Source organism: Metabacillus sp. B2-18, from assembly GCF_021117275.1.
In the GTDB taxonomy this organism is placed as follows: Bacteria; Bacillota; Bacilli; order Bacillales; family Bacillaceae; genus Metabacillus.
On record NZ_CP088245.1, the window covers coordinates 1,296,336 to 1,311,158 of the forward strand.

The 14,823-nt window shown below is 36.1% G+C and carries 13 protein-coding genes; 12 read left to right on the forward strand and 1 reads right to left on the reverse strand.

The genetic code is table 11. The features are described from left to right. Positions 1-141: 141 nt before the first annotated feature. The 8 genes from LPC09_RS06475 to LPC09_RS06510 all read left to right on the forward strand — a co-directional run bounded on the left by LPC09_RS06475 (position 142) and on the right by LPC09_RS06510 (position 7,854). The gene (locus tag LPC09_RS06475) at positions 142-987 is read left to right on the forward strand and encodes a cytosine permease (RefSeq protein WP_231309263.1); all 846 of its coding nucleotides are present in this window, start codon (positions 142-144) and stop codon (positions 985-987) included. Continuing rightward, a complete protein-coding gene (locus LPC09_RS06480; RefSeq protein WP_231309264.1) occupies positions 948-1,397 on the forward strand; it encodes a cytosine permease in 450 nt (149 codons plus the stop codon). Before LPC09_RS06475 ends, LPC09_RS06480 begins: the two co-directional genes overlap by 40 nt. Positions 1,398-1,470: 73 nt before the next feature. Further along, complete coding sequence (locus tag LPC09_RS06485) at positions 1,471-2,847, forward strand: allantoinase (protein ID WP_098799588.1); 1,377 nt, start codon at positions 1,471-1,473, stop codon at positions 2,845-2,847. Positions 2,848-2,942: 95 nt separating this feature from the next. Then, positions 2,943-4,523 carry a gamma-glutamyltransferase gene (gene ggt / locus LPC09_RS06490; protein ID WP_098799587.1) on the forward strand — a complete coding sequence of 527 codons (1,581 nt, stop codon included), beginning with the start codon at positions 2,943-2,945 and terminating at the stop codon, positions 4,521-4,523. A gap of 158 nt (positions 4,524-4,681) precedes the next feature. Beyond that, positions 4,682-5,926, forward strand: a complete 1,245-nt coding sequence (locus LPC09_RS06495) for a SulP family inorganic anion transporter (RefSeq protein ID WP_098799586.1) — start codon at positions 4,682-4,684, stop codon at positions 5,924-5,926. A gap of 85 nt (positions 5,927-6,011) precedes the next feature. After that, positions 6,012-6,461, forward strand: a complete 450-nt coding sequence (locus LPC09_RS06500) for an Lrp/AsnC family transcriptional regulator (RefSeq protein WP_098799585.1) — start codon at positions 6,012-6,014, stop codon at positions 6,459-6,461. 290 nt (positions 6,462-6,751) lie between these two features. Beyond that, on the forward strand, positions 6,752-7,324 hold the full coding sequence (locus LPC09_RS06505; protein WP_098799584.1) for a chromate transporter: 573 nt from the start codon (positions 6,752-6,754) through the stop codon (positions 7,322-7,324). After that, the gene (locus LPC09_RS06510) at positions 7,324-7,854 is read left to right on the forward strand and encodes a chromate transporter (protein WP_098799583.1); all 531 of its coding nucleotides are present in this window, start codon (positions 7,324-7,326) and stop codon (positions 7,852-7,854) included. The genes LPC09_RS06505 and LPC09_RS06510 overlap by 1 nt, the downstream gene beginning before the upstream one ends. A gap of 1,412 nt (positions 7,855-9,266) precedes the next feature. Here LPC09_RS06510 and LPC09_RS06520 read toward each other — a convergent pair. After that, positions 9,267-10,115 (reverse strand): dimethylarginine dimethylaminohydrolase family protein, encoded by an 849-nt coding sequence (locus tag LPC09_RS06520; RefSeq protein WP_231309265.1) that lies wholly within the window; start codon positions 10,113-10,115, stop codon positions 9,267-9,269. A gap of 344 nt (positions 10,116-10,459) precedes the next feature. On the opposite strand from LPC09_RS06520, the gene LPC09_RS06525 reads away from it, so the two are divergent. From LPC09_RS06525 to LPC09_RS06540, 4 genes are all read left to right on the forward strand, one after another. Then, complete coding sequence (locus LPC09_RS06525) at positions 10,460-11,770, forward strand: ABC transporter substrate-binding protein (protein WP_231309266.1); 1,311 nt, start codon at positions 10,460-10,462, stop codon at positions 11,768-11,770. A gap of 189 nt (positions 11,771-11,959) precedes the next feature. Further along, the gene (locus LPC09_RS06530; RefSeq protein ID WP_212137457.1) at positions 11,960-12,820 is read left to right on the forward strand and encodes a carbohydrate ABC transporter permease; all 861 of its coding nucleotides are present in this window, start codon (positions 11,960-11,962) and stop codon (positions 12,818-12,820) included. Next, positions 12,820-13,635, forward strand: coding sequence for a carbohydrate ABC transporter permease (locus LPC09_RS06535; protein ID WP_098796739.1), 816 nt, complete (start codon positions 12,820-12,822; stop codon positions 13,633-13,635). The genes LPC09_RS06530 and LPC09_RS06535 overlap by 1 nt, the downstream gene beginning before the upstream one ends. A gap of 102 nt (positions 13,636-13,737) precedes the next feature. Continuing rightward, positions 13,738-14,760 (forward strand): LacI family DNA-binding transcriptional regulator, encoded by a 1,023-nt coding sequence (locus LPC09_RS06540; RefSeq protein ID WP_231309267.1) that lies wholly within the window; start codon positions 13,738-13,740, stop codon positions 14,758-14,760. Positions 14,761-14,823 lie beyond the last annotated feature (63 nt).

Genomic DNA, 14,823 nt, shown 5'->3' on the forward strand with positions numbered 1-14,823 from the left:
CAAAGAGAAATTAAACAATTCATAGATCCTCTAATGATTTATCTGGAATTCTACTATAAAATGTAATTAGATGTTAACTTTACTAACACTGTTAGTAATGAAATGTTACAATGAGTAGTTTAGATGATAAAGGAGGATCACATGGAAACAAATTATGATTTAAAACCAATCCTAAGTGAAAAGAATCGAATACTAGGTCCAAAAGCTTATGTGGCAATGTGGTGGGGAGACGCAGTTATGGTTGGGTCGTTTATGTTAGGATCAAGTCTTATTCCTCCATTCGGTGAATTAAACTTAACACAAGCATTAATTGGATTAGTTTTGGCGAATATACTTGCGGCCTTATTATTTGCTTTAAATGGTAGAGTGGGGTGGAAACATGGAATACCAATGGTTGTTCAACTTCGTTCCTCCTTCGGTCCAGTCGGAGCAAAAATACCTTCGTTAATGCGTGCAATACCAGCATTATTCTGGTATGGAGTTCAAAGTTGGTTAGGCGCACAAGCGTTAAATCAAATTTTTATGGATATATTCGAGTTTAACAATGTCTGGGTATGGTTCTTTGGTTTTCAGGCTTTACAAATTTATTTATCTGCTAAAGGAATTAAATCAATTAAGTGGATTGAAGTGGTTGGTTCAGTTGTGATTATGTTAGGTGTAGTGTACTTAATTTTCTTATTTTTATCTACGTTTGGCTTTGAAGTAACAGAAACGGCTAATGTTGAGGGTTCATGGGGAATTCCTTTTTGGTTGGCTATTTCAGTTTTAATTGGTCAATTTTCAGCTTTATTATTGAATGTGTCAGATTATACAAGGTATTTTCCTAGAAAAGCTTCTACAAAGACATTTATTGGTTCGCATGTAGTAGGTATAGTTCCGCCGATGATTTTGTTACCTATCGTTGGAATTCTTGGTGCAGCCGCTGTAGGAATATGGAATCCAGTAGAATGGATATTTTTAAGATTTCGTGGGAAAAAGCATGTGTAATTGTCGGAATATTAGGTGTAATCACTTGTCCATGGTATATCATGACTGATTCAACTTTTAATCTATTTATCTCTATAGTCTCCGCGTTTTTAGGACCAATTTTTGCTGTGATGGTAGCAGATTTCTATCTCGTACATAAAGGAAACTACAATGTTAGTAAACTTTATGATGTGAAGAACCTATTTCCAGCGTATAAAGGGTGGAATCCAGCTGCAATTATTGCAATTGCTGTAGGTACATGCTTTTCATTTATCAATGTTGATCTCTCTTGGTTGTTAGGAATTGTTCCGGCTGGGGTTGTTTATACAGCAATCATGAGACTATGGATAATAAAGCAAGATGAGTATGTAAAAGAAGGATTTGAGCAGAGCTTTACACAATCAACTGATATAGAAGATCTAGCGGTGTAATAAAGGGATAGGTGCTTAAGTTAAGTAAATCTTAAGCACTGCTTTCATTTAAAAAGATAAAGGGGATGAAGTAGTGGAACAGTTAGATCTAATCATTAAAAATGGAAGTGTTGTTCTGCCATCAGGTCCAGAGAAAATGGACGTTGGTATAAAAGACGGAAAAATCACTGAAATAGAAAAAGCTATAACAAAACGTACACTCAACACATGGGATGCTACTAATCGATACATTTTCCCAGGAATGATTGATGTTCATGTACATTTTAGTGAGCCAGGAAGAGAGCATTGGGAAGGTTTCCATACTGGCTCACAAATGATGGCTGCTGGTGGTTGTACAACTTATTTTGATATGCCGTTAAATGGAATTCCCTCAACAGTTACGAAAGAAGCTCTTTATGAAAAAGCAAAATTAGGTAATGAAAAATCTTATGTCGATTTTGGATTGTGGGGAGGACTTGTCCCGGGAAATGAATCGGATTTAGAAGAACTGGCGCATTCTGGTGCAATTGGGTTTAAAGCATTTCTCTCAACTACAGGTAATAAAGAGTTTGAAGCGGTTGATGATATAACCTTACTTAATGGAATGAAGAAGATCGCCGAATTAGGAAAAATTTTAGCGCTTCATTCAGAAAGTGCGGCGATAACAAATTGGTTAAAGAAACAGAAGGAACAAGAAGGGAATATAAGTGCGGATGATTATTTAGAAACACGGCCTATTATAGCTGAGGTAGAAGCAGTTGAACGAGCTATTCATTATTCAGAGCTTACAGGCTGTCCACTTCATTTTGTTCATATTAGCTCAGCAAAAGCGATTGAAAAGATTGAAGAGGCTAAAGCAAAGGGACTAAACATCACAGTAGAAACATGTGCTCATTATTTATTATACAACCATGAACATTTAAGGGAATTAGGAACCGTAGCAAAATGTGCACCACCTTTACGAGAAAAGGAAGAGCAGGGAAAATTAATTAACTTATTAATCAACGGAAAATTCGATATGCTTACCTCTGATCATTCTCCATGTCCTTATGACTTGAAAGATCCTAATGTATATAATTTGTTTGAAGCATGGGGAGGAATTAGTGGAGGGCAATTTACGCTTTTATCTGCAATTGAGCTTGCTACTCGCTATCATATTCCCTTTGAACAAGTTGCGGTGTGGACAGCACAAGCACCAGCGGAAAGATTTGGTTTATCTGATAAAGGACAGATCAAGGTTGGTGGAGATGCCGACTTTGCTATTGTTTCCTTGGAAGACTCCTTCATAGTAACAAAAGAAAATTTCTTTGCAAAGCATAAGGAGAGCTTGTATATGGGGCATACGTTTCCTTGTAAGATTGTTGGGACAATTAATAGAGGTAATATTATCTATGAGAATGGGAACATTCTAGAACAAAAAACTTATGGGGAATGGATAAAACCTATAAAAGTCGAAGTGAAAACTCTATGAAATCTGGAAATTTGAAAGCCTTTTTTAAAAATGATAGAGGTTTTGTTTTTTCTATTCTTGAATATGTTATTAAAAATAAAAGAGGAGGAAATTTCATGAATAAACCAATTGTCGGTTCAAAAACAATGGTCGTAAGTCCACATTACTTAGCATCTCACGCAGGAAACACAATCCTTGAAAAAGGAGGAAATGCGTTTGATGCAGCAGTAGCTGTTAGTGCCTGCCTTGCGGTGGTATACCCACATATGACCGGACTTGGTGGTGATTCCTTTTGGCTTACATACAGTAAAAAGGATCAAAAAGTACGTGCTTACAATGGGAGTGGACGAACAGGAGTAAATATAACACGTAACGATTATGAAGGAAAAAGCTCTATTCCTACTCGAGGTATTGAGAGTGTGATAACGGTGCCTGGAATGGTCGATAGTTGGGATGCTGTATTAAAGGAATATGGGCGACTTTCGTTAGAGAAAGTGCTGCAGCCAGCAATTGAGTATGCTTCCAAAGGGTTTCCATTCTCACTTGACCAGCATGAAAATACAGTCAAAAATGCAGAGATGTTAAAAGGAGATAAAGATACAGCAAATGTTTTTTTAGCCAAAGGAAAGGTTCCTAAGGTAAATGAAAGATTCGTACAAGAAAACTTAGCAACAACATTAGAAGAGTTAGCATTATCTGGTAGAGATGAATTTTATAAAGGTGAGCTTGCATATCGACTTATTTCTAGCTTAAAAGATAAGGGCGGCAAGCTAACGGTTGAGGACTTGGCTCATCATAAAGGAGAATGGACTGAACCACTTACCTCTACATATCGCGGGTATAATATGTATCAAGTTCCTCCAAATTCACAAGGCTTTGTGGGATTAATGGCACTTAATATATTAGAAAATTTTGATTTTACTGCAATTTCCGAAGGATCTTACGAATATTATCATTTATTAGTAGAATCATTAAAAAGAAGTTTCCAAGATCGAAATAAACATTTAACAGACCCTGAGTTTTACTCCGTTCCTATAGAAAGATTAGTAAGTAAGCAGTATGCAAAAGAGATAGCAGATGCCATTCAATTTGACCGTACTAATGATATAGAAACTCAATCAGTTGGCAGCGACACAGCTCATGCAGCTGTTATAGATGAGGAAGGAAACGCTGTTTCCTTTATACAAAGTCTTTATTTTGAATTTGGATCAGGTGTGGTTGCTGGAGACACAGGTGTTGTTATGCAAAATAGGGGTTCGTTTTTCTCACTTAACGCAAGTGATGTGAATTGCCTCGAGCCGAGAAAAAGAACTTTCCATACTCTGATGCCAGCAATGGCTCTAAGAGATGGTCAGCCAAGGATTCTTTATGGCACACAAGGTGGTGAAGGTCAGCCGCAAACTCAAACAGTCATCATTACAAGAATGATTGACTATGGTATGAATCCGCAACAAGCTATAAGTGAACCTAGATTTGTTTGGGGAAGAACATGGGGACAGCAAACTCAAGAGTTGAAAATTGAAGGTCGAGTCAGTATGGATGTGATTGAGGAATTATCAAAAGCTGGACATATTGTTAATATAGTTGAAAATTTTGCTGGAATTATGGGCCATGCAAATGCAATAGTCATAGATGATCAGGGCTTTGTTCATGGTGGAGTGGACCCTAGGAGCGATGGAGCTGCGATTGGAAGGTAATTTTTTGAAGAACCCGTTCTTAGGTAGGACGGGTTTTCAAATGTTAATAATTTAACTAATTCGCTAACCATTTGTTTGGTAGAAGAGCATATATATAAATATTTTGAAATATGTATAAAAATGAATCAATTTATGGTCTTTAGAAGGGAGAAGTTAAGTTGTCGTTCTTACATTATAAAAAAGAATATATAAGAGGTGACCTATCTTCTGGACTAGTTGTTGCTGCATTGGTCATTCCACAAGGTATAGCGTATGCATTGATAGCAGGGCTGCCACCTGTTATAGGATTATATACAGCAACAATTCCAGTGCTTATTTATTTATTATTTGGATCGTCTCCACATGTTTCAGTAGGACCTGTTGCGATGGTCTCAATTCTTATTTTCGGTGGTGTGACACCATATGCTGTTGCAGGTACTCCAGAATATATCCAGTATGTTGCCATATTGACGATTCTCGTTGGTGTTATTCAGTTCCTCTTACACATACTAAAAGTTGGGGGAATTGTTGAACATGTTCCTCATGGTGTTATTAGTGGTTTCACTTCAGGATGTGCGGTGATCATAGCGATAAATCAAATAAGCACAATCATAAAAATGCCATTGCATGATCGAGGTAATATGATTTCCTCCTTAGGGTTGATTATAACTAATCTAAAAGATATTCATGTATTAACAGCCTTAATTGGCTTTACCTCAGTCATTGCACTTATGTTATTAAAAAAAATACTACCAAACTACCCTCAACCAATCTTCCTCATCCTTATAAGTACAATGGTTGCTTATATATTAAATGTTTCAAGCAAAGGTGTAGTGCTTATTGGAGAAATTCCAATGGGGCTTCCTCCATTTGTGTTACCTGAATTAAGTTTGGACAAAGTATCTGTGATGTTACCAACTGCTATTGTCATTGCATTTATAGGTTTTATTGAGACGTTCGCTATTGCAAAAGTGATTGCAAAGAAAGAAGGATATTCAATTCGTCCCAACACGGAATTAAAGTCTCTTGGCATTGCGAATTTGATTGGAGGTTTTTTTTCATCAATGCCAGTAGCAGGTGGATTTTCAAGGTCTGCAGTTAACTATAGCTCAGGAGCAAAGACAAAATTTTCTTCTTTTTTAAGTGCAGGAATTGTTATAGTTACGTTAGCTTGTTTTACGTCATTGTTTGCATTTATTCCAAAAGCTGTTCTTGCCTCTATCATTTTAGTGTCAGTTATAAAATTAATCGATGTAAAAGAGGCGATCTACTTGCTTAGAACCAATATACTGAATGGAGCTATACTTCTTTTAACTTTCTCAGTAACAATTGTTTCAGGCCCTAAATTTGGACTAGGCATTGGAATATTCCTCTCTATTTTGTCTGGTATTCGCAAAGTAAATATTTCATATAGTATTCGTTAAACATAACTTTTCTTTATGTAAGACTTTTAACCAAACCATCTTCTTATTATACTAAGACTATATATACTTAAAGGATGGGTTTTCATTGAAAATAGATCATATTGATAGAAAAATACTTGAGTTACTCACGATTAATGGCAGAATGTCTTATTCAGATATAGGAAAAGAACTAGATTTGTCACGGGTATCCGTTCGAGAACGTGTAAATCAATTAATAAACAATGATGTAATTGAAAAGTTCAGTGTTGTGATCAATTCTGAGAAGATGGGCAAAAATGTTTCAGCTTTTTTTGAGGTTGACTGTGAACCTGCTTATTTAGTTGAGGTTGCTGAAACATTGGCGGATAATCCCTGTGTCTCAAGCTGCTATCAAATGACAGGCCCTAGTACACTACATATGCATGTGTTGGTAGATGACTTTGTGGCATTAGAAAAGTTTATCAACAAAGAATTATATGCACTTGAAGGAATAACCAGAGTGGAAAGTCACATTTTACTAAGGCGTTTTAAAAGTCGAAGCGGAATGAAATTATAATAAAATTTGTAAAGAATGACTTTTGAAAGATACTATCAAAATGTCATTCTTTTTTGTTGAAATTTTTTTCTGGAAATTGTATAGAAAATTAACTTTATGTGGTTTATAATCATAAGTATATTCCGTTTGTTAATTTAATATAAGGCAATAACTAACAAATGATAAGGTTGATTGCATAAATGGTAAGATCCACCATAAACATCGTTAAGGAACATTTAAATGAAAAAGGGGAGAATAAATAGCGAGGGGAATCACATTGAAAATCTAATGTAGAAGGGTGATTTAAAAAAATGACACACCTGCAGCTTTTTTTAGCTTTTTTTCGGGTTGGAATGCTTGGATATGGCGGTGGTCCTTCTTCAATACCACTTGTTCATAAAGAGGTCGTTGAAAAGTACAAATGGATGAATGATGATGAATTTGCAGATGTGTTAGCTCTTGGGAATACATTGCCTGGGCCTATTGCTACAAAAATGGCAGGATATATTGGTTATCGAGTCGCGGGAACATTAGGCTTAATAAATGCTACACTTTCTACGATTCTTCCTACTATTGTGTTAATGATCGTTCTTTTAACAACAATTAGCTCTGTCAAAAATTATCCATGGGTTCAAGGAATGACAGCGGCAGTCGTACCTGTCGTAGGAGTTATGTTAGCTACTTTAACTTGGGACTTCTTTAAGAAATCTCAAAAGTCACTCGGCTGGGTAAAAGCATTAGCACTTATATGTGGTAGTTTTCTTTTAATGGAGATTCTAGGAGTACACCCTGCCATTTTAATTGGGGGACTATTGCTCGCGGCGATATTAAAAAAAGATAAAAATCCAGATAAAGATCGGACGGTTGAAAGGGGGAGTGCTTAGTGCTATATTGGGATATTTTTCTTGCCTTCTTTATACCAGGGATTTTAGGTTACGGAGGTGGTCCGGCATCCATCCCGCTTGTAGAAAATGAGGTAGTGGATCGATATGGCTGGATGAACGTAAATGAATTTAGTGAAGTGCTTGCGTTGGGAAATGCTCTTCCAGGCCCAATTGCCACTAAGATGGCTGGTTATATTGGGTACCAACAAGGGGGAGTGTTAGGAAGTCTTGTTGGGATTTTTGCTACAGTTGCTCCTTCATTAATCTTAATGATCGTTTTATTAGGGTTTTTATATAAGTATAAGGATTCTCCAAAAGTAAAAAGAATGACAACATTCATTCGCCCTGCAATTGCAGTGTTATTAGGGATGATGGCATTTAGCTTTTTCTTTACCTCATATCAAGATACAGGAATATGGCAATCGCTCTTTCTGGTTGCGATCAGCTTATTATTGTTAGAAAAGCTGAAAGTACACCCTGCATTAGTGATCGTTGGTGCGATGGGATATGGAGCTGTTTTTCTAGGGTGAAATACTTCACTTGTTTTAGATGAATTTTACCCCATGCACATAAAGAAGCTAATATGTTCTAGGCTTCTACCACATTCACTTCATCCGCTTTTGGGGGAATTTGCTGGTAAACAAAACGGTTTATGACTCCAATCTTTAAAATGATATTGTAACAATTCTGAAGTTTGACTAAGGAGTATCGAATTATTGAAAATGCGTCAATTTTTGAATTAACAGAAACAGAGATCCAGCAGATGATGCTTTAAATGAAAATAAACGTGTTGCACCAGATCCTAATAACTTTGACTTTTAATAGGTACCCCGTCTTTTGAAGGCGGGGGTTTAGCATTTTTCTACTAGCCTATATTTGTTTATTACCGGAAGAGTCGGGACGAGAAAAAGTGCAAAGAGCGAGTATGTGTCTCGATACCAGAGGAATCGGGACAAGCAAGGGTCCTAAAAGCAAATTTATGTCTGGATACCTGGGGAATCGGGACAAGCAAGGGTCCTAAAAGCAAATTTATGTCTGGATACCTGGGGAATCGGGACAAGCAATGGTCCTAAGAGCAAATTTATGTCTGGATACCAGAGGAATCGGGACAAGCAATGGTCCTAAGAGCAAATTTGTGTCTGGATACTAGAGGAATCGGGACAAGCAAGGGTCCTAAGAGCAAATTTGTGTCTGGATACTAGGGGAATCGGGACAAGTTAGGGTGCTAAGAGAGAAAATGTGTCTCGATACCAGAGGAATCGGACAAGCAAGAGCAAATTTGTGTCTGGATACCAGAGGAATCGGGACAAGCAAGGGTCCTAAGAGCAAATTTGTGTCTGGATACCAGAGGAATCGGGACAAGCAAGGGTCCTAAGAGCAAATTTGTGTCTGGATACTAGGGGAATCGGGACAAGTTAGGGTGCTAAGAGAGAAAATGTGTCTCGATACCAGAGGAATCGGGACAAGCAAGGGTCCTAAGAGCAAATTTATGTCTCGATACCTGGGGAATCGGGACAAGCAAGGGTCCTAAGAGCAAATTTGTGTCTGGATACTAGGGGAATCGGGACAAGTTAGGGTGCTAAGAGAGAAAATGTGTCTCGATACCAGAGGAATCGGGACAAGCAAGGGTCCTAAAAGCAAATTTATGTCTGGATACCAGAGGAATCGGGACAAGCAAGGGTCCTAAGAGCAAATATGTGTCTGGATACTAGGGGAATCGGGACAAGGAATTAGAAAAGCAGTTAGAGGATACCTTTGAACTTTGAGATGCTGTTGTTGTAGAAAGTGTTTTAGGAGCACTTAATAGCCACAATCTTGATGTGATTATCATTGATGAATCAACAGCAGCGGCGGTGTTAGAAAGAGTAACTAAATAGAAGATTCATCATGTTAATCCTAACAAAAAAAGCTTCAATTCCTATAAAAGGAACTGAAGCTTTTTCTATTCCCTAATTAACGGAAGAGTACAACAACGAAAGGCCCCACCAGATTTTATTATCTCCGTAATATCAACCTCTATAACATGAAAACCTCGTTCCCGAAGCTTCTGATTTACATCTTTATTAATTGGTAAGCTCAATACTCGCTTTTCTCCTATCGATAAAACATTAGTACCTAAAGTTGCTTGTTCTTCCTCTGTTACCTCAATTAAGTTATAGCGAGATGATAACAGTTCTACCTTATTCTTTTCTATTTCGTTAGGAAAAATTAAAGCATCTTCCGGTGATAAGATATTAAAAACACAATCTAAGTGTAAATATTTATCTGTAAATGGAACTTCAATAACGTCAAAAGTGGGTAACAGGCTTTGTAAATGCGAAATAGCATTTTCGTTTGTTCGATTACTTACACCAACGTAAATTGTGTTTTGATCGATAAAAACATCGCCACCTTCGATTTTATCTCCAATCAAATTTGTGTAGGTAATTTGCTCCTTTTCTAGGTAATCGATAAAAGATGTTTCTTCTCCTTTTCTCACATCATGAGCCATGTCTGCCGCAAAAACTTGATGACCTAGTACAAATCCAATATCACGGGTGAAAACCTGCTCAGGAAAGTCTTTTCTAGGTGTAAGTAAGATTACTTCCACATCATTTTCTTTTAATGTATTAACTAAGTCTTTATGTTGCTGTTGAGCAAGTTTTGTGTCGATATTTTCTTCTAAAAATCTTTTTTGGATTTCATTTATTGGTTCTTTAATCGTCATAAATTCTGGTGAACATAAAACCACTTTTTTTAGAGTGTTATATTCAGAATTACAAGAGCATTTTATGTAATCAAGATTTTCCATGTTTTCCTCCTCATTTCATTCTTAATGTGTAATATTCCCTAACTCAGAAAATTATTAAACGTTTGCAATTTAATCAAGCTTAGAAAAAATAATAATTTTTTGTTGTACAAATAAAAAATCTATGATATATTTCTTTATGCAAGGTTAGTGCAAACGATTTCGCAAGCTGTTGCACAATATAACATAGGAAAATTCTCACGGTAGCCTTATTAGTCATTATGAAATAGTAGATTAAGAGGTTGTAAGTAAGGATCTCTATGTTTTTTTAAAAGGGTTTGTGCAAACGTTTCCTCACTCGCCTGAAATAGCGCAAGAGCGCAAATAAATAAAACGGGGGTAAAAAAATGGGAAGTAAAAAAATATTTTTAAGCTTTTTCTCGATTCTATTTCTTGTAAGCGTTGTATTAGCTGGTTGTTCCGGCAGTGACTCTTCTTCTGAAAAAGAAGGATCAGGTTCTGAAGGAGATCAAGTAACTCTAGATATTTTCCAATTTAAAGTAGAATTCAAAGATCAGTTTGAAGCAGTAGCAGAGCAATACCAAGAAGCTAATCCAGGGGTAAAGATTAATATCCAAACTGTAGGTGGCGGAGAAGATTATGGTGCAGCGTTAAGATCTAAATTTGCATCTGGTGACGAGCCTGCAATTTTCAATATTGGTGGTCCGACTGACGTCATTGACTGGGAAGATAGTTTAGCTGATTTAACTGACTCTGCTGCAGCTGGTGCGGCACTTGAAGGTACACTTGACGGTGTAACGAAAGATGATCAAGTACTAGGCTTACCATTCAACCAAGAAGGTTATGGTCTAATTTATAACACTGAAATTTTTGAGAAAGCGGGAATTAACCCTGCAGATATTAAAGATATGGCTTCTTTAGAAGCAGCTGTTAAAACTTTAGATGAAAAGAAATCAGACCTAGGTTTAGAAGCAGTATTTGCATTACCTGCAAAAGAAACTTGGGTAACAGGTTTACACTTATCAAACGCATTTATTTCTCCAGAATTTGATGGAAACGTAACAAGTGCATTTGAATCTAAAACAGTTGATTTTAAATATGGCGATGCAATGAAAAACTTTATTGATCTTCAAAATAAACACTCAGTTCAACCTGTTGTAAGTCTTGATTATTCTCAACAAGTTGAAGAATTATTCTCTACTGGAAAAGTAGCAATGATTCAACAAGGTAACTGGGTATACGGTTCAATCGCTGGAATTGACGAAGAGTTAGCAAACAACAAGGTTGGGATCTTACCTATCCCGGTTCCAGGATACAAAGAAGATGCAATTCCAGTAGGAGTTCCAATGTACTGGGCTGTTAACAAAAACAAAGATGAAAAAGTAATTGAAGAAGCTACAAAATTCCTAGATTGGTTATACACATCTGATGAAGGTAAAGAAGTTGTAATAAATGATTTCAAATTTGTTCCAGCTTATGAAGGCTACGATGCATCAAAAATTACAGATCCACTTTCAAAACAAGTCTATGAGTATGCAGAAGCAGGAAAAACAATTGGATGGGTATTTATGGGTTATCCAGCGAACTGGGGTCAAGATAAACTAGGCGCTAATATCCAAAAATACTTAGCTGAAGAAGCTACTTGGGAAGAGATTGTTGAAGATTCAAAAGCTGCTTGGGCAGAGTCTAAAGAATAAGGTGGAGATGGATAAAGCAAAGTAGCAGATTGTTGCTACTTTGTTTTATTAATCCATGTAAGGAGTGGCTTTGTTATAAGCTGCTCCATAAACAAAGGTGCTTATAACCTTCGTTTATGGAGCGACTTATAGATTGAGCGCTTGACTACTACATTAAAAAAGCAAAAAAGTGTTGGAGGGATTCACATGATGCGTACTCGGGATCTATCATATTGGTTATTCTTAGCACCTGTCCTGTTTGCATTGGCAATGGTTATAATCATACCTTTAATAATTGGTGTTTATTATTCATTTACAGATTGGAACGGAATTAAGATTGGTTCATTTGTTGGACTTGAGAATTATATTGATGCTTTTAAGGATGAAGAATTTCTAGCATCACTTTGGTTCACAACGAAGTTTTCCGTTGTATCTGTTTTATTAACAAATGCTATTGGATTAGGTTTAGCGTTAATTGTCACAACAAAAATTAAATCAAGTAAATTCTTAAGAACTATTTTCTTTATGCCTAACTTAATTGGTGGATTAATTTTAGGTTTTATCTGGCAGTTTATTTTCATTAAGGTTTTTGCCGGAATTGGAGATGTATTAGGTATAGAATCATTAAAAGGCTGGTTATCAACGACAGAAACTGGATTTTGGGGATTAGTCATTTTAATGAGCTGGCAAATGTCAGGCTATATCATGATTATTTATATTGCTTACTTAGAGGGTCTGCCAAGTGAGTTACTTGAAGCTTCTGAGATTGATGGAGCAGGACCTTTCCAACGATTCAGATATATTATTTTCCCACTTGTTGCACCAGCATTTACAGTAAGTATGTTCTTAACTCTATCAAACTCGTTTAAGCTATACGATCAGAACTTATCCTTAACAAGTGGTGGACCGTATAATTCAACACAAATGGTTGCGATGGAAATCTTTAAAACAGCTTTTGGTGAAAGAGATATGGCTTACGCTCAAGCAAAAGCAGTTGTCTTCTTTATTATTGTTGCCGTCATCTCATTAACTCAGGTGTATATGAACAAGAAGAAGGAGGTTGAAGTATAATGAGAAGTAAATATCAATTTCCTGTTGAAATCTTGGGTGTTGTTTTAGGGATTATCTGGTTAGCACCTTTTTACTTAATGATCGTTAACTCGTTAAAAACAAAGAGAGAAATCTTTACTGATGTATTGAAGTTACCGGAAGAGTTTACACTTGATAATTATTTTCAAGCTTTTGAAGAGCTTGACTTTATTCAAACATTTTTCAACTCATTACTTATTACTGTGATTAGTGTTGCGATTATCATTATTTTCTCATCAATGGCAGCCTATGCACTTTCAAGAAACAAGAGCAAAACAAGTACCATTCTTTTTATGCTATTTGTAGCGGCGATGTTAATTCCTTTCCAGTCAGTAATGATTCCGCTTGTTACTGTGTTTGGACAAATCGAAATGTTAAACAGAGTCGGATTAATCTTCATGTATTTAGGTTTTGGTAGCAGTTTATCAATTTTCTTATTCCACGGTTCATTAAATGGAATTTCTAAATCATTGGATGAAGCTGCAACAATTGATGGATGCAATAAGTTCCAGGTTTTCTGGTACATCATTTTCCCAATATTGAAGCCTATTACTGTAACGGTCGCAATTCTAAATATCATTTACATTTGGAATGATTACCTATTGCCTTCATTAGTTATAAATCAAGAAGGACTTCAAACAATACCTTTAAAAATGTTTTTCTTCTTTGGTGAATATACAAAGCAATGGCACTTAGCTCTTGCGGGCTTAACAATTGCGATTATTCCTGTTATTATCGTGTATTTCTTTGCACAACGTGAAATTATTAAAGGAATTTCTGAAGGTGCAGTAAAATAATTGAAGTGAAAGTAGAAAAGCGTTTCCATTATCCTTCTCGACGTATTATGATAGAAATAAGAATTGGTGTTTCTAACACCTGCAATTAGTAAGGAGGCAGCAATGATCGTAACAATTAAAGATGTTGCAAAACGAGCGAATGTAGCTCCTTCAACTGTGTCGAGGGTTATTGCAAACAGTCCTCGTATTAGTGAGCAAACAAAAAAACGAGTTCGAGAAGTAATGGAGGAACTAGGATATCATCCAAATTTTCAGGCGCGCAGCTTAGTTGCAAAAAGTACTCAAACAATCGGTGTGGTTATGCCAAATTCAGCGTACTATGCCTTTCAAAATCCCTTTTTCCCGGAAGTATTAAGAGGGATTAGTACAAGCGCACATGAAAATAAATATGGAATTTATTTATCTACAGGATCGGATGAAAACGAAATCTTTAATGAAGTTGTATCGATGGTCCAAGGTAGACGTGTTGATGGCATTGTCCTTCTATATTCAAGAATTAACGATAAAACAATGAAATTTTTACATGACTCAAATTTTCCTTTTGTTGTTGTGGGCAGACCTTTTGAAAATGAGGAAAGAATTTCATTTGTTGATAACGATAATATTTATATAACAAAACAAGTCACAAAATATTTAATTGAACTTGGGCACCGTCATATTGCATTTGTTGGAGGTAGTCTTCATTTTGTCGTAACTATTGATCGTTTAAATGGATATAAGTTGGCACTAGAGGAAGCTGATATTCCGTTTAATGAAGAATATATGGTCCACGAAGAATACATTAAGGAAAACGGGAGAGAAGCGATCAGGCTTCTTATGTCCTTAGACTCTCCACCAACGGCACTTGTGACGCAAGATGATTTAATTGCATATGAAATGATTAGTCATTTAGAGGATATGAATGTAAGTGTTCCAAATGATATCTCTATTATAAGCTTTAACAATTTAATGCTTTCTGAACATTCAAAACCGCCTTTAACTTCAGTTGATATTTGCATTTATCAACTAGGCTTAGAAGCAACAAATTGCTTAATTGAGAAAATGAACAAACCAGATTCTTTGCCGAAAAGAATTACAATTCCTACTAAATTCATTGAACGTAAATCATGTGAAAAAAAGAAATAGGTTTATTGTAAAAAGGATAATTGATCGCAATGTATTGAAATGTGTACATACATTTGATCATTT